Genomic DNA, 16,428 nt, shown 5'->3' with positions numbered 1-16,428 from the left:
CGAAGCGATGGGGCTTTGAGCTCGCCTGGCTTACAGGAAGGCGAACTTGGCGATGAAGATCACACACAACACATACAGGCTGATCGACACCTTGTCGCGCTGCCCGGTTAACAACTTCAGCGTCGCATAGGTCAGGAAGCCCAATGCGATGCCGTTGGCGATGGAGAAGGTCAGCGGCATCATCACCACGGTGACGATAGCCGGGATGGTATCGGTGTGATCCTTCCAGTCGATATTGGCCAGGCCGCTCATCATCAGCATGGCGACGTAGATCAGCGCGCCGGCCGTTGCGTAGGCAGGGATCATGCCGGCCAGCGGCGCGAAAAACATCGCGATCAGAAACAGCGCGCCGACGGTGACAGCAGTCAAGCCGGTGCGTCCGCCCGCGGCAACGCCCGAAGCACTTTCAACATAGCTGGTCACCGGTGGGCAGCCAACAAAGGCACCCACGACGCTGGACGTGCTGTCTGCCTTGAGCGCGCGCGAGAGGTTCTGGATCTTGCCGTCTTCATCCACCAGATGCGCACGGTGCGCGACGCCCATCAGGGTGCCGGCCGTATCGAACATGTTCACGAAGAGGAACGCCAGGATCACGCTGACCATCGCGACATTCAGCGCGCCGGCAATATCCATGGCCAGCCAGGTCGGCGCCAGGCTGGGCGGCATCGACACCAGGCCGTTGTACTCGATCAGGCCCATTGCCCAGCCGATACCGGTGACCACCAGCATGCTCAGCAGAATCGCGCCGAAGACGTTGCGGTGGCTGAGCACGGCGATCATCAAAAAGCAGATTGCCGCCAGCAGCGCGTTGGGGTCGCTGAACGAGCCCATGGTCAACAGTGTGGCAGGGCTGTCGACGACGATGCCGGCGGTCTTCAGGCCGATCAGCCCGAGAAACAAACCGACCCCGGCACCCATGGCGAAGCGCAGGCTCATCGGAATGCTATTGAGCAACCATTCGCGCAGGCGGGAGAGGCTCATGATCATGAACAGGATGCCGGAGAGGAACACCGCGCCCAGCGCGATCTCCCAGCTATAGCCCATCTCGCCGACCACGGTGTAGGTGAAGAACGCGTTGAGGCCCATGCCCGGCGCGAGCCCTACCGGCCAGTTGGCGTACAGTCCCATCAGCAGACAGCCGAGGGCAGCGCCAATGCAGGTTGCGACGAATGCGGCGCCGTGATCGATACCTGCGTCCGCCATGATGTTGGGGTTGACGAAGATGATGTAGGCCATGGTGACGAAGGTCGTCAGGCCGGCAAGCAGCTCGGTTTTGATGGTGGTTCGGTGGGCGCTGAGTTTGAAGAATCGGTCGAGCAAGCCGAGGTTTTTCGGCTGCAGCCCGAGGGCCGCCTGTTCCTGCTTGGTGGTTTCCACAAGGTGTTCCTCATCGTTCTTGTTGTCTATCACCTAGAGGCGGAGCTCTCGAGGGCAGGTGATGGTGGGGCGCTTTCATTCGGTTTGTTGACCGAAAGGTCAGAAAGGCTTGACGTGATTATGCTTTTGTATACAAAAATTGCAATACGATTTCGGCGCATCGTGGCCCTAAACGGTTAAACCGCTCTTAGCATCGGACAAGGGGTGAGCTGAAGGTACATCCGCCGCTGGCATTGTCTACGCGCGCCAGTATTTTTGATTGTGCACAATTATTTCCGCTTTATTTCGCTCTTTCAGCCTCAGCCACTGCCAGCCGAAGGTGGAAACGCAGTAAAGTTCGGATCTGCCGAAAACTCCGACGCGAGTCACCATGAACGAACAGCTGCAGCCTTTGAAAAAGCCGACACGAAGCGGCAAGGCCCGTACCGGGACTCAGGACGACATCGTTTACGCGCATATCTTTGACGCAATCCTCGAGCAGCGCCTGGCGCCGGGCACCAAGCTCAGCGAAGAAGCCTTGGGCGAGATCTTCGGCGTAAGCCGCACCATCATTCGTCGCGCCTTGTCACGGCTCGCCCATGAAGGCGTTGTGCTGTTGCGGCCTAATCGCGGCGCGGTAGTTGCCAGCCCGAGCGTCGATGAAGCGCGGCAGATCTTCTTTGCCCGGCGCATGGTGGAGCGCGCGATCACCGAGCTGGCCGTGCAACATGCCAGCGCCGACCAGCTGAGCGAGCTGCGGCAGATGGTGACTGATGAGCAGGATTGTTTCGCCCGCGGCGATCGCGGTGCCGGCATTCGTCTTTCTGGTGAGTTTCATCTGAAGCTGGCCGAAGCGGCGAAGAACGCGCCGTTGGTGAGCTTCCAGCGCAGCTTGGTGTCGCAGACCTCGCTGATCATCGCGCAGTATGAAAGCGGCAACCGCTCGCATTGCTCATTTGACGAACACAACGAGTTGATCGATGCCATCGCCGCACGTGACAGCGAAAAGGCGGTGCGCCTGATGATGCATCACATGGATCACATCGACAGCAAGCTCAACCTCGATGAAGACAGCGCGTCGGATGATCTGCATGCGGTGTTTTCGCACCTGGCCCTGGCTAAGAAAAAACCACGCATCACCCGCTAGCTTTCGTCTAGCTTCAAGTGGAATTGGCTCGGTGCGTCTTTAACGCCCGAGCCGCTGAAGGCGCCGCTCTCTTGCGCTCGTTGATTGAGCTCGGTGCGACGTGGCGGTGGATTAGAGAAAGCGACGTCCACCCTACGAACGGCTGCGCGGGCTCCAAGCCTCGGGGTGACTCGCAGCCCACCCATCCGTGCCCTCATCAAGCCTCGAGCGTCCCGGCGGTGGATGTAAACGCGACCTCCACCCTGCGAGTTTTCCGCTCCGTCGGGGTGGGCTGAAGCCCACCCTACAGTGGGACGAGGTCCGCGGTCCGCACCTGCGTGGCTCTGCGTAGGGTGGGCTTTAGCCCATCAGATTCATGTGACCTCAGGCTCGGGGCATTGAACCCACTCACACAGCGGTATTCGGCCTACGCTTTACGGTGCACCGAAACCCCGGCGGCATAGGTTTCCTTTACGGCGCGGTCGTCGCCGAGGATCGTCAGGGCGAAGAGCTTTTCCTGCAGCGAGGTCGCCTGGCTCAGGCGGTAGCTGATCAGCGGGGTCGCCTTGTAGTCGAGGACGACGAAGTCGGCATCCTTGCCCGGTTGTAGGTTGCCGATCTTGTCGTCCAGATAAAGCGCCCGCGCTCCGCCGAGCGTGGCCAGATACAGCGATTTGAACGGGTCGAGCTTCTTGCCCTGCAGTTGCATCACTTTGTACGCCTCGTTCAGCGATTGCAGCTGGGAGAAGCTCGTTCCGGCGCCAACATCGGTGCCCAGGCCGACGCGTACGCCGAAGCCTTCGATCTTTTCCAGATCGAACAGACCGCTGCCGAGGAACAAGTTGGAGGTCGGGCAGAACGCAACGGCCGAACCGGTCTCACCCAGGCGCTGGCATTCGTCATCACACAGATGCACGCCGTGGGCGAATACCGAGCGTGCGCCGATCAGGCCGTGGTGGTCGTAGACGTCCAGGTAGCCCTTACGCTCGGGGAACAGCTCGCGCACCCATTCGATTTCCTTACGGTTCTCGGACAGGTGAGTGTGCATATAGAGGTCCGGGTACTCCTTGAACAGCTGGCCGGCCAGGGCGAGCTGCTCGGGTGTGCTGGTTGGCGCGAAACGCGGGGTGACGGCGTAGTGCAGGCGGCCCTTACCGTGCCAGCGTTCGATCAGCGCCTTGCTGTCGGCGTAGCCGGATTCGGCGGTGTCGGTGAGATAATCCGGCGCGTTGCGGTCCATCAGCACCTTGCCGGCGATCATTCGCAGGTTGCGTTTTTCGCAGGCCTCGAAGAAGGCGTCCACCGATGCTTTATGCACACTGCCGAATACCAGTGCGGTGGTCGTGCCGTTGCGCAGCAGCTCGTTCAGAAAGAGCTCGGCCACCTCACCGGCGTGGTTCTTGTCGGCGAAGGCGCGCTCGGTGGGGAAGGTGTAGGTCTCGAGCCAGTCCAGCAGTTGTTCGCCATAAGAGGCGATCATGCCGGTTTGCGGGTAATGGATGTGGGTGTCGATGAAACCGGGGGTGATCAGTGCGTCCGGGTACTCGACTAGATCGGTGTCGGCTTTCAGGGTTGCAAGCAGGTCAGCAGCATTGCCGATCTGGGCGATTTTTCCATCCTCGACAACCAGCAGGCCGTCTTCGAAATACTCATGAGATTGCTCGATGCCAACCTCGCGCGGGTCGGCAAGGCAATGGAGCAGGGCGGCACGGTAGGCTTTGGCTTGGGACATGGTGGTTCTCAGAATCGATGTGTATGTGTAGTCCGCCCGGCATCAAGAGATGATTCCGAAGACTTGGGTTCTATTCATAGGAGCCAGCTTGCTGGCGAAGCTTTAGCTTGAGTCCATTCGCGAGCGAGCTCGCGCCTACAGCACCGTCGCGCGCCGCGAGCTGATGCCTTGACGCAGTTCAACCCGCCTGCGAGCGGCGCGATGCTGGAACCAGCATGGGCAACGGCTTTTCACCGTCGACGGTGTTTTCACCGAAGTTGGCGTTGTAGGTGGCGATCACTTCCCCGGCAATGGACACGGCTATCTCGATCGGCAGTTTGCCCTTCACTTCTGCGATGCCCATCGGGCAGCGCATGCGCTGTACGATTTCCGGCTGGAAGCCGCGGTCGCGCAGACGGTGTTCGAACTTTGCGCGCTTGCTCTTCGAACCGATCAGCCCGTAATAGGTGAAATCGTTGCGTTTGAGGATGGCCGCGGTCAGTTCGAGGTCGAGCTGGTGATTGTGGGTCATGACGATGAAGTAACTGCCTGCAGGCATCTCGGCCACTTCATCGACCACCTCGTCGTTGACCACCTTTTCGACACCTGCCGGGATATGCGCAGGGAACTCGCTCTCACGCGAATCGATCCAGCGCACCTTGCACGGCAGGCTGGCGAGCAACGGCACCAGCGCCCGACCGACATGGCCTGCCCCGAATACGGCGATATGCGCCTGTGGCTGGCCCATGGGTTCGAATAGCAATACCGTGGCGCCGCCGCAGCATTGGCCCAGGCTAGCACCCAGGGAAAAGCGTTCGAGACGGGTGTCGCGGCTGCGGTTCTCCAGCATGTCGCGGGCGATCGCTTGTGCCTTATATTCCAGATGGCCGCCGCCAATGGTGTCATACAGGCGCTCGCGGCTCACCACCATCTTCGAGCCGGCGTTGCGTGGCGTTGAGCCACGCTCCTCGATGATGGTCACCAGTACGCAGGGTTCGCCTTTTTGCTGCAGGTCGGCGAGTGCTTCGATCCAGGCCGTGTTGCTCATGGTTTTGTCCCTCGAAGGTGAAAGATGCACCACGCGTCTTCTACCGAAACGATCATGTAATACCCGGTGGGCTAAAGCCCACCCTACACCTGGCCTCGGCTTCCCCCGTAGGGTGGGCTTTAGCCCACCAACGAGGTTTTGCCTATTGGTGTACTGAAGCGGAGCGCCGCCCAGCCCACCCTACAAATTAGGCCGGCGTGGTTTCCGCTGTTGCGACTGCATTAGTAGTCCGCTTCAACGTGCGCATCTGCTCCACACCCCACAGCACCCGCTCGGGCGTCGCCGGCGCGTCGATTTTGGGCTGAACCTGGTAATCCGCGAGGCTCGCCACGGCATCCTTGATTGCGCACCAGACCGAAATCCCGAGCATGAACGGCGGCTCGCCGACGGCTTTAGAATGGAACACCGTGTCCTCGGGGTTCTTGCGGTTCTCCACCAGCTTGACCCGCAGATCCAGCGGCATATCGGCAACGGCCGGCACCTTGTAGCTCGCCGGGCCGCTGGTCATCAGCTTGCCTTTGTCGTTCCAGACCAATTCTTCCATGGTCAGCCAGCCCATGCCCTGGACGAAGCCGCCTTCCACCTGGCCGATGTCGATGGCCGGGTTCAGCGAGGCGCCAACGTCGTGCAGGATGTCGCTGCGCAGCATCTTGTACTCGCCGGTCAGGGTGTCGACGATCACTTCCGAGCAGGCCGCGCCATAGGCGAAGTAGTAGAACGGCCGACCGCGCGCCAGGCTGCGGTCGTAGTAGATCTTCGGTGTGCGGTAGAAGCCGGTGGACGACAGCGACACCTGACCGAAATAGGCCTGCTGAATCAGCTCATCGAAGGACACGTACTCGTCGCGGATGCGCACCTGGCCATTCTTGAATTCAACATCCTCTTCGGTGACCTGGTAATGCCGGGCGGCGAACTCGATCAGGCGCTGCTTGATGGTCTGCGCCGCGTTCTGCGCCGCCTTGCCGTTGAGGTCAGCGCCGGAGGAGGCCGCGGTCGGAGACGTGTTTGGCACCTTGTCAGTATTGGTGGCGGTGATCTGGATGCGGTCGATATCGACCTGGAACACCTCGGCCACCACCTGCGCGACTTTGACGTTGAGGCCCTGGCCCATCTCGGTGCCGCCGTGATTCAGGTGGATACTGCCGTCGGTGTAGACGTGCACCAGCGCGCCGGCCTGGTTGAGGAAACTGGCGGTGAAGCTGATGCCGAATTTCACCGGGGTCAGCGCCAGGCCTTTCTTTAGAATCGGACTCTTGGCGTTGAACGCGCGGATTTCCTCGCGGCGGCGGGCGTACTCGCTGCTGGCTTCAAGCTCTGCGGTCATCTCCTCAAGCATGTTGTGCTCGACGGTCTGGTAGTAGGGCGTGACGTTGCGCTCGGTCTTGCCGTAGTAGTTGCGCTTGCGCACGTCCAGCGGGTCCTTGCCCAGCTCGCGAGCCACCGCGTCCATGATCTCTTCGATAGCAACCATGCCCTGCGGGCCGCCGAAGCCGCGGTAGGCGGTGTTCGACGCCAGGTTGGTCTTGCAGCGATGGCCATTGATGGTGGCATCGCCCAGGTAATAGGCGTTGTCGGAGTGGAACATGGCGCGGTCGACGATGGAGCCGGACAGGTCTGGCGAGTAGCCGCAGTTACCGGCCAGATCGATCTCGATGCCGTGCAGCAAGCCATCATCATCGAAGCCGACGTCGTACTCGACGTAGAACGGATGCCGCTTGCCGGTCATGGTCATGTCTTCCATGCGCGGCAGGCGCATCTTGGTCGGCCTACCGGTGAGGTGCGCGATTACCGCGCACATACACGCCGGGCCGGCTGCTTGAGTTTCCTTGCCGCCGAAGCCACCACCCATGCGGCGCATGTCGATGACGATCTTGTTCATCGAGACGCCCAGCACTTCGGAGACCAGCTTTTGTACCTCGGTGGGGTTCTGCGTCGAGGTGTAGACGATCATGCCGCCATCTTCGGTGGGCATCACCGAAGACACCTGAGTTTCCAGGTAGAAATGCTCCTGCCCGCCAATGTGCAGGCTGCCCTGCAGGCGACGCGGCGCGGTGGCCAGCGCGTTGGTCGAATCGCCACGTTTGTGGGTGTGGCTGTCGAGCACGAAATGTTTCTTGCGCAGCGCATCGACTACGTCGATCACCGGCTCCAGGTCTTCATACTCGATGATCACGGCCATGGCCGCTTTGCGTGCGGTTTCCAGGCTGTCGGCGGCGACAGCGATCACCGGCTGGCCTACGAATTCGACTACGCCATCAGCCAACAATGGGTCACCGGGCATCACCGCACCGATATCCAGCTGCCCTGGCACATCCTTCGCGGTGATCGCGATGGCGACACCGGGCACGTCATAGCACGGGCTGGTGTCGATGCTGATAATACGGGCATGGGCGCGGTCGCTCATGCGGGCGTAGACATGCAGCTGGTTCGGGAATTCGAGACGGTCATCGACATATACCGCTTCGCCGGTGACATGCTTCGGTGCGCTGTCGTGCTTGACGCTTCGGCCCACGCCGGTCACCAGATCCTGAGTGAACAGCGCAGCAATTTCTTCCTGAGTCTTGGTTGGCTTATGCATAGGAAGTGACCCTCGTTTCGTACGCCGGCGCTTGTTGTTCGTGGAAGCATTTGCGCAGCAGGTTCTGTGCAACCAGCAGGCGGTATTCGCGGCTGGCACGGAAATCGGTCAGCGGTGTGAAGTCTTTTTTCAGCGCTTCACAGGCTTGCTCGATGGCCGATTCGGTAAAGGGCGCGCCAATCAGTGCGCGTTCGCAGGCGGTCGCGCGTTTGGGAATGGCTGCCATGCCGCCGAAGGCGAGGCGGGCATCTTCGATGACGCCGTTCTCGATTTTCAGATCGAATGCTGCGCAGACGGCCGAGATATCGTCGTCCAGGCGTTTGGAGACCTTGTACGCGCGGAACACCCGATTCGGCTGGGCGCGCGGCACGATGATCTTTTCGATGAACTCGCCTTGTTCGCGAGCGGTGACCTTGTAGTCGATGAAGTAGTCCTGCAGCAGCAAGGTGCGGCTGTTGCTGCCTTTGCGCAGCACAACCTCGGCGCCCAACGCGATCAGCAGGGGTGGGGAGTCGCCGATGGGCGAGGCGTTACCGATGTTGCCGCCCAACGTGCCCTGATTGCGGATCTGCAAGGAGGCGAAGCGGTGCAGCAGCTCGCCGAAATCCGGATATTCACTAGCCAACGCTTCGTAGCAATCGGTCAACGGCGTGGCTGCGCCGATCTCGATGCTGCTGTCGGTCACCTCGACCTTCTTCATCTCGGCGATATGACCGACGTAGATCATCACCGGCAGCTGGCGATGGAACTGGGTGACTTCAAGCGCCAGGTCGGTGCCACCGGCGAGCAAGCGGGCGTCGGGGTTGGCGCTGTAGATCTCGGCCAGATCGCCGACAGTCAGTGGCGACAGGCAGCGCTTGTCGCCGCTGTTCAGCTCGGCGGTTTCGCGTGGTTCGATGGCTTTCAGTTGAGCGATGGTGTCGGCTTCGCGCGCATCGAACTGGTCTGGCTGTTTGCCGCAGCATGCCTGCTCGGCAGCGTCCAGAATCGGGCGGTAGCCGGTGCAACGGCAGAGGTTGCCAGCCAGCGCTTCGTGAGTGTCGGCCTTGTCGAAACCATCCGCCGATTTTTGCAGGGCGAACAGGCTCATGACGAAGCCCGGTGTGCAGAACCCGCACTGCGAGCCGTGGCAGTCGACCATGGCTTGCTGAACGCTGTGCAGCTGACCTTGATGTTTGAGGTCTTCGACCGTGATCAGCTGTTTGCCGTGCAGGGCGGAGACGAAGGTGAGGCAGGAATTGAGCGTGCGATAGCGAAGGCGGTCACCGTCCAGCTCACCGACCACGACGGTGCAGGCACCGCAGTCACCGGAGGCGCAGCCTTCCTTGGTGCCGGGTTTGCCGCGATATTCGCGCAGATATTCAAGTACCGTGGTATTCGGATCGAGTGTCTGCTCACGGCGCAGTTCTCGATTGAGAAGAAACTGGATCAAGGCGGGCCTCCGGGGCGTTTTTGTTCTGGGCTCTGGCAGTGAAATTAGCGTTATCTGACTTTTCGGTCAAGAAATTACTGACCCGGAAGTCAATCTGCCTGATGAGCAGTCGCTGGATGATCGCGTTCGACGGCGCAGGGGCGGCTCGAACATTCCCCTGAGTGTGGCTCAGGCAGGCTGCACTTGCTGGCTGCGGCGACGGGCGCGAGAGGCGGCAAAACGTGAGCGTGCTGTGTTGAGTGGGGCCGACAGCACTCCGGATCTCACCCTTACGCCACGTAGTCTGCCGATTCAACAATCGCCATAGTGGACGCAAAGCTGACCAGCGAGACAGTTACCAGACTGCCCAGTAAATTGGCGGTTTATAAGGCCGTATTGATCGCTGCCGATCCGGTAAGGCGCATGGATGGGGATATTTGCCACGGCTCGGTGCGCGTCGCTCACCATGGTGAAGTGCTCGCCGAAAAGGTCAGTGACCCCCACGGAACCATGATCCTCACGCTTTCGGCCGTTCTGGTGGCGTTGTCATTCTCGGCATCATGATGTCGCACGAGCCGTCACCAACCCTCGTGCGGGATACCGTCTACGCAGCGGTGATGCTCGACCTCAACGGCATCCCCGGGGTTGCAGCGCTGATGGGCGGGTTGTGACATGGTGAGCAACCCTACATTGATCACCGTTATAGTCGCGGCTATCAACCTGAACGACGGCGAAAAAACCAACGCGATCGAGGGCATGCCCACTTCGTGCTATTTGCCACCTTCATCATGCTTTCGCTGATCGGGCTATAACCCTGCCCAACCGGAGGGACCTTCAATGACATTGCGCATCTACCTTGCCGGTCCCGGTGTCTTCCGGCACGACGCCATTGAGCAGGGTCAGCGGCTCAAAGCCTTGTGTGCCGAGTTTGGCTTCATCGGCTTGTATCCGCTGGATAAGCAGGTACCGAACGGGATCGAGGCGCCGCGTGAGCTGGCGGCGTGGATCTACCGGGCCAATCTGGAATTGCTCGGTCAAGCCGATGCGGTGCTTGCCGATCTGAACTTCTTTCGCGGTGGCGAGCCGGACAGCGGCACCAGTTTCGAGGTTGGTTATGCCGCAGCACAGGGCAAGCCGATCTATGGCTATCTGGACGGGCAGGGCAGCTATGCCGAGCGCCTGCAGCGCCAGCATCCGCAGCTTTGTGGCATGCCCGGCCTCGATTGCGACGGGCTGCAACTGGAAGCGTTCGACCTGCCCGTGAACCTCATGCTGGCTGTGCCCGCCACGCTGATTTGCGGTGGTCCGCGTGAGGCCCTGCAGTGCATGGCCAAGGCGCTGCGCCCAGCGCCGCTTGGCTAGGCGCGCCTGAGCAAACTGGCCGTCGGACATGGCCCGGCAGTTTGCTTTTGACGGGCGTGTTTGCGCTCAAGGACTGGCGCATCGAAGAACTGCGAAGCTGGCCATTCAGCCCTGACGCTGGCGAACGTTGCTGCTAGCCGCTCATACGGCTCGCCAGCCCTTGAGCGAAACCTCTGTCTCGAAACTAGCCCGCGATCAGTTGGCGTGCAGCCTGGCTGTGATCTGCAATCAGTCCGGCCACGTCGAGGCCTTCGACCTGACCATCTATGACGCGCCACTTGCCACCGACCATCACTCGGTCAGCACGGTCGGCGGCGCACAGTAGCAGCGCGGCGATGGGATCGTGGCTGCCGGAGAAACGTAGTTCGTCGAGCTTGAACAAGGCGAGATCGGCCTGCTTGCCAACCGCCAGTTCGCCGATATCGCTGCGCCCGAGCAGGCGCGCAGAACCGCGGGTCGCCCAACCGAGGACCTTCTCTGGCGTGATCTTCTCGGCGCCGTAACGCAGGCGCTGGATGAACAGCGCCTGGCGCGCCTCGAGCATCATGTTGGAGGCATCGTTGGAGGCCGAGCCGTCGACACCCAGGCCGATGATGGCGCCCTTGTCTTCGAGCTCCAGCGTGTGGCAGATACCGGAGGCCAGGCGCATGTTGGAGCTTGGGCAATGGCAGATGCCGACACCGGCCGCACCCAGGCGGTGGATCTCAACCTGATTGAAATGGATGCCATGAGCCAGCCAGGTCCGCGGGCCGAGCCAGCCGACGCTCTGCAGGTAGTCCACCGTGCGCATGCCGAAGCGCTTCGCACAGAACTCCTGCTCGTCCAGTGTCTCCGCAAGATGCGTATGCAGTCGCACGTCGCGCGCTTCGGCTATCTCGGCACAGGCACGCATGATGTCTGTGGTGACCGAGAAGGGCGAGCAGGGCGCCAGGGCGATCTGGATCTGCGCGCCGTCGCCGCGCTCGTGGTAGCGGTCAATCAGCCGCTCGCTGTCGGCGAGGATCGTCTCGGCATCCTGCACCACGCTCTTGCAGGGCAGGCCGCCGTTCTCCTTGGACAGGTTCATCGAACCGCGGGTGAGCATGGCGCGCATGCCCAGCTCGCGGACGGCCTCGACCTGAATGTCGATGGCATCCTCGAGCCCGCCCGGAAACAGGTAGTGGTGATCCGCCGCCGTGGTGCAGCCGGACAACAGCAACTCGGCCAGCGCCACCTTGCTTGCTAGCTGCAGCGCCTGTGGCGTGAGTCGCGCCCAGACCGGGTAGAGGGTCAGCAGCCAGTTGAACAGTGGCTCGTTGACCACCGGCCCCCAGGCGCGGGTGAGGGTCTGGTAGAAGTGGTGATGGGTGTTGATCAGCCCTGGCAGCACGACGTGCTCGCGGGCGTCGAAGGTGCTGTCGACAGGTGCCGATGGCGCTTGCCCGGCGTCGAGCAGTTCGGCAATCACGCCTTGCTCGATCACCAGCCCGCCTGGGGCCTTCTGATCGTTGGCGGTAAAAATAGCGAGAGGGTTTTTGATCCAGATACGGCTGGCAGTCATGGCCGGCTTCTCCTGAGTTGATTCAGAAATGAGCCAGCTCAGTTATGCCCTGTCTGCTGATCCAGGAGCATGCGCTTACGCAACACACATGCGGGACGCACCATAACGGTAGGTGGGGAAATTGTCACCGGGTTTGGTTTGAGACCTCCCGACCACGTCCGTCGCAGGAGCCAGCTTGCTGGCGAAGCTTCTTGCATAGCTCGCTCCTACTAGGACTGGGTAATGGCTCAACTAAAGTTGGTCAACCGCCCAGGTAGGCGTCGCGTACCTTGGGGTTGACCAGCAGCTCTTCACCGCTACCCTGCATGACGATGTGGCCGTTTTCCAGCACGTAGGCCCGGTCGGCCAGCTTGAGCGCCTGGTTAGCGTTCTGCTCGACCAGGAAGATGGTCACGCCGTCTTCGCGCAGCTGTTCGATGATCTCGAAGATCTGCTGGATGATGATTGGTGCCAGTCCCAGCGACGGCTCGTCGAGAAGCAGCAGCTTGGGTTTGCTCATCAATGCGCGGGCAATGGCGAGCATCTGCTGTTCACCGCCTGACATGGTGCCGCCACGCTGCTGGAAACGCTCCTTCAAACGTGGGAATAGCGACAGCACCTTGTCCAGCTGCTCTTGGAAGTCCGCCTTGTTGGTGAAAAACCCGCCCATGGCCAGGTTTTCCTCAACGGTCAGCCGCGCAAAGATGCGCCGCCCCTCAGGCACCACGGCAATGTCCTTGCGCATGATGTCGCAGGTCTGCTTGCCGACCAGCTCCTCGCCCTCGAAACGGATGCTGCCTTCGGAGGCCATAGGTGTGCCGCACAGCGTCATCAGCAGCGTCGACTTGCCGGCACCGTTGGCGCCGATCAGCGTGACGATTTCGCCCTTGCGGACCTCGACGTTGACGTTGTGCAGTGCCTGGATCTTGCCGTAAAAGGTCGAGACGTTTTCAAAATACAGCATGGTTACGCCTCTCCCAGATAGGCTTTGATCACGTCCGGATTGTCACGAATCTGCTCCGGTGTGCCGTCTGCCAGCGGACAGCCCTGATTGATCACGACAATATGGTCGGAAATGCTCATGACCAGCTTCATGTCGTGTTCTATCAGCAGCACCGTGACGTTGTGCTGGTCGCGCAGCATGCCGATCAGCGCTTTCAGGTCTTCGGTTTCTCTTGGGTTCAGACCGGCTGCCGGCTCGTCGAGCATGAGGATGCGCGGACGCGTCATCATGCAACGGGCGATTTCCAGGCGGCGTTGCTGGCCGTAGGCGAGGGTGCCGGCGGGGCGGTTGGCGATGTCGGTCAGGTTGACCTGATCAAGCCAGTGCGCGGCGAAATCCATGGCTTCGTGTTCGCTCTTGCGAAATGCCTTGGTCTTTAGCAAGCCGGACAGGAAACCGGTATTCAAATGCCGGTGCTGAGCGACCAGCAGGTTCTCGATTGCCGTCATGTCCTTGAACAGACGGACGTTCTGGAACGTGCGAACCACGCCCTTGCGGGCGATCTTATGGCCGGGCAGGCCCTGGATCGCTTCGCCATCGAGCAGGATCTTGCCGTCGGTGGGCTGGTAGAAGCCGGTCAGGCAGTTGAAAACGGTGGTCTTGCCGGCGCCATTCGGGCCGATCATCGAGACCACTTGTTTGTCATGAACGGTCAGGCCCACTCCGTTGACGGCCAACAGGCCGCCGAAGCGCATGGTCAAGCCGCTTACTTCGAGAATCGGGCGGCTCATCGCTTCAGCTCCAGGTGTGGGCGTTGCATGGGCAGCAGCCCCTGCGGACGCCAGATCATCATCAGCACCATCAAGGCGCCGAACATCAGCATGCGGTACTCGCTGAATTCACGCATCAGTTCAGGCAACAGGATCATCACGATGGCGGCAAGAATCACTCCCAGCTGCGAGCCCATGCCGCCCAGTACGACGATGGCAAGGATGATGGCCGATTCGATGAAGGTGAACGACTCCGGCGACACCAACCCTTGGCGAGCCGCGAAGAAGCTGCCGGCGAAGCCCGCAAACGTCGCACCGAGCGTAAACGCGGAAAGCTTGATCACGGTGGGGTTCATGCCCAGCGCGCGGCACGCAATTTCGTCTTCACGCAAGGCTTCCCAGGCGCGGCCGATAGGCATGCGCAGCAGCCGATTGATCACGAACAGCGTCAGCAAGACCAGCAGCACGGCGATCAGGTACAGGAAGATCACCTTGTTGATGGATTGATATTCCAGCCCGAAGAACTCGTGGAACGTCTGCATGCCTTCTGCGGCGCGGCGGTCGAACGAGAGGCCGAACAGTGTCGGTTTGTCGATGCCGCTGATGCCGTTTGGTCCGCCGGTGAGATCGGTCATGTTACGCAGCAACAGACGGATGATTTCACCGAAGCCGAGGGTCACGATGGCCAGATAATCGCCACGCAGACGTAGCACCGGGAAGCCCAGCAAGAAGCCGAAGAGTGCAGCCATCGCGCCGGCAATTGGCAGCGCGACCCAGAACCCGATCCCGTAGTAATGCGAGAGCATGCCGTAGGTGTAAGCGCCAACGGCATAGAACCCGACGTAGCCGAGGTCGAGCAGGCCGGCCAGACCCACCACGATGTTCAGGCCCAGGCCGAGCATCACGTAGATCAGGATCAGCGTGGCGATATCCACCGCGCCGCGAGAGCCGAAAAATGGCCAGACCAGCGCGAGCAGAATCAGGCCAATGATGATGTAGCGCTGGGTTGACGGCAGCGTCAGGAAGTTACCTGCGCCGGCAGGTACTCTCGGCAGGTTAGGGCTCGCGGCCCAGCCTGCCGCTGCGTGGTGACGGAACAGCTGCCAGAAGAACATGGCAACGGCACACGCGGCGATGATCCAGAAGGTCTTCGCGTCGCTGCCATGGACTTCGAGACGAATACCAACCGTGGTGAGCTTCAGGCCAAAAACCGGTACCGCGACGGCGATGACCAGCAAAGCGCTGAAAAAGGCAGTACGAAGATTGCGAGTCATACCTTTTCAACCTCCGGACGGCCGAGAATCCCAGTCGGACGGAACAGCAGCACCAGTACTAGCAGGCTGAACGCGACCACGTCCTTGTATTGATCACCGAAGATATCGGCGCCGAAGGCTTCGGCGACGCCCAATACCAGGCCGCCGAGCATGGCGCCTGGGATGCTGCCGATACCGCCAAGAACCGCCGCGGTAAACGCCTTGATCCCGGCCAGGAAGCCGATGTGTGGATTGATCACGCCGTATTGCATGCTGATCAGTACTGCCGCGATTGCGGCAAGCGCGGCGCCAATAACAAAGGTCAGGGCAATGATGCTGTTGGTGTTGATGCCCAACAGGTTGGCCATCTTCAGGTCTTCGGCGCAGGCACGGCAGGCGCGCCCCAGGCGAGAGCGGGAGATAAAGAACGTCAGGCCCATCATCGCCACGATGGTGACCACGAAGATCAGCACCTGCATGTAGGAAATCACCACGCCGTTCATGGCGCTTTCACCAAAGATGAAGTTGCCAGGCATCAGGTTGGGGATCGCCTTGTCCTTGGAGTCCTGAGACAGCAGGACGACGTTCTGCAGGAAGATCGACATGCCGATGGCGGAGATCAGCGGGATCAGCCGGTTGCTGCCGCGCAGCGGTCGGTACGCGACCCGCTCGATGCTGTAGCCGTAGGCGCTGGTGACGATCATCGCGGCGGCGAACGCACCGATCATGAGGATCGGCAATGAATCGAGCCCCATCATGGTCAGGCCGACGATGGCGATAAAGGTGACGTAGGAGCCGATCATGTACACCTCGCCATGGGCGAAGTTGATCATGCCGATGATGCCGTAGACCATCGTGTATCCGATGGCAATCAAGGCATAGGTGCTGCCAACGGTGAGGCCGTTGATCAGCTGTTGGAAGTAGTGGTAAAGCTCAGGCATTACGTTCTCCTGAACACCCGCACTCCTTGCTAGCGTGCCGCTGAAACGCTATCGGCTGGCCGTACTTCGTTGAAAACAGTCAGTTGGGCCCGGCCAGCGAGTTCGTCGTGAACACCTGAGCGGCGCTTGTTCGGCTGTTGTTCTACGCGTCTTGCCTGTCTCGCCTAGTTTCCAACGGTCTGCTCGACCGCAATGCGGACCTGCTTCGAACACGCAGCATGGAGAAATGCAGCGCCAAGGGCTTGGTGCGGATCACGCACACGCCAGGTTCGAGGCGGGCCAGCGGTGCAGGCCACTCGCTTGGTTGAAGGTGTTGCTGGGGCGTCCCGTGCTTGTGGCCGGGTTGGCCCCGATCAGCTAAAACAAAGCCCACAGCGAATGCCGTGGGCTTTGGGTCGGTTAGTTATCGG

Annotated in this window: 12 protein-coding genes and 1 pseudogene; 3 read left to right on the top strand and 10 right to left on the bottom strand. The window is 60.9% G+C overall.

What is annotated here, in order from left to right:
• Positions 1-30: 30 nt before the first annotated feature.
• On the bottom strand, positions 31-1,377 hold the full coding sequence (locus BUE09_RS16665; protein ID WP_073302546.1) for an NCS2 family permease: 1,347 nt from the start codon (positions 1,375-1,377) through the stop codon (positions 31-33).
• A 370-nt stretch (positions 1,378-1,747) separates the two neighbouring features.
• Here BUE09_RS16665 and BUE09_RS16660 point away from each other — a divergent pair, with 370 nt between their 5' ends.
• Positions 1,748-2,503 carry a GntR family transcriptional regulator gene (locus BUE09_RS16660; protein WP_073302544.1) on the top strand — a complete coding sequence of 252 codons (756 nt, stop codon included), beginning with the start codon at positions 1,748-1,750 and terminating at the stop codon, positions 2,501-2,503.
• 406 nt (positions 2,504-2,909) lie between these two features.
• Here the strand turns inward: BUE09_RS16660 and guaD are convergent, their stop codons facing one another.
• The 4 genes from guaD to xdhA form a co-directional block, all read right to left on the bottom strand.
• Positions 2,910-4,214, bottom strand: coding sequence for a guanine deaminase (gene guaD, locus BUE09_RS16655; RefSeq protein WP_073302542.1), 1,305 nt, complete (start codon positions 4,212-4,214; stop codon positions 2,910-2,912).
• Between the two features lie 178 nt (positions 4,215-4,392).
• On the bottom strand, positions 4,393-5,241 hold the full coding sequence (xdhC, locus tag BUE09_RS16650) for a xanthine dehydrogenase accessory protein XdhC (protein WP_073302540.1): 849 nt from the start codon (positions 5,239-5,241) through the stop codon (positions 4,393-4,395).
• A gap of 187 nt (positions 5,242-5,428) precedes the next feature.
• Positions 5,429-7,819, bottom strand: a complete 2,391-nt coding sequence (xdhB, locus tag BUE09_RS16645; RefSeq protein WP_073302538.1) for a xanthine dehydrogenase molybdopterin binding subunit — start codon at positions 7,817-7,819, stop codon at positions 5,429-5,431.
• A complete protein-coding gene (gene xdhA, locus BUE09_RS16640; protein ID WP_073302536.1) occupies positions 7,812-9,251 on the bottom strand; it encodes a xanthine dehydrogenase small subunit in 1,440 nt (479 codons plus the stop codon). The genes xdhB and xdhA overlap by 8 nt, the downstream gene beginning before the upstream one ends.
• Positions 9,252-9,674: 423 nt before the next feature.
• Between xdhA and BUE09_RS16635 the strand changes: the two are divergent.
• Together BUE09_RS16635 and BUE09_RS16630 are read left to right on the top strand one after the other, a co-directional pair.
• Positions 9,675-9,898: pseudogene (locus tag BUE09_RS16635) on the top strand (calcium:proton antiporter); the annotation flags it as partial.
• 169 nt (positions 9,899-10,067) lie between these two features.
• Positions 10,068-10,592, top strand: a complete 525-nt coding sequence (locus BUE09_RS16630) for a nucleoside 2-deoxyribosyltransferase (protein ID WP_073302534.1) — start codon at positions 10,068-10,070, stop codon at positions 10,590-10,592.
• Between the two features lie 184 nt (positions 10,593-10,776).
• On the opposite strand, the gene BUE09_RS16625 is transcribed toward BUE09_RS16630, so the two are convergent.
• The 5 genes from BUE09_RS16625 to livH form a co-directional block, all read right to left on the bottom strand.
• Entirely contained in the window at positions 10,777-12,132 is a 1,356-nt protein-coding gene (locus tag BUE09_RS16625; protein WP_073302532.1) for an 8-oxoguanine deaminase, read from the bottom strand.
• A 241-nt stretch (positions 12,133-12,373) separates the two neighbouring features.
• Complete coding sequence (locus BUE09_RS16620) at positions 12,374-13,075, bottom strand: ABC transporter ATP-binding protein (RefSeq protein ID WP_073302530.1); 702 nt, start codon at positions 13,073-13,075, stop codon at positions 12,374-12,376.
• Positions 13,076-13,077: 2 nt separating this feature from the next.
• Positions 13,078-13,845: a high-affinity branched-chain amino acid ABC transporter ATP-binding protein LivG gene (livG, locus tag BUE09_RS16615; protein ID WP_073302528.1), complete on the bottom strand. Its 768-nt coding sequence runs from the start codon at positions 13,843-13,845 to the stop codon at positions 13,078-13,080.
• On the bottom strand, positions 13,842-15,098 hold the full coding sequence (locus tag BUE09_RS16610; RefSeq protein WP_073302526.1) for a high-affinity branched-chain amino acid ABC transporter permease LivM: 1,257 nt from the start codon (positions 15,096-15,098) through the stop codon (positions 13,842-13,844). The genes livG and BUE09_RS16610 overlap by 4 nt, the downstream gene beginning before the upstream one ends.
• Entirely contained in the window at positions 15,095-16,018 is a 924-nt protein-coding gene (gene livH, locus BUE09_RS16605) for a high-affinity branched-chain amino acid ABC transporter permease LivH (protein WP_073302524.1), read from the bottom strand. Before livH ends, BUE09_RS16610 begins: the two co-directional genes overlap by 4 nt.
• Positions 16,019-16,428 lie beyond the last annotated feature (410 nt).

Origin of the sequence: Stutzerimonas xanthomarina DSM 18231 (assembly GCF_900129835.1) — a bacterium.
GTDB lineage: Bacteria > Pseudomonadota > Gammaproteobacteria > Pseudomonadales > Pseudomonadaceae > Stutzerimonas > Stutzerimonas xanthomarina.
This window is presented reverse-complemented; position numbering and strand designations above follow the sequence as displayed.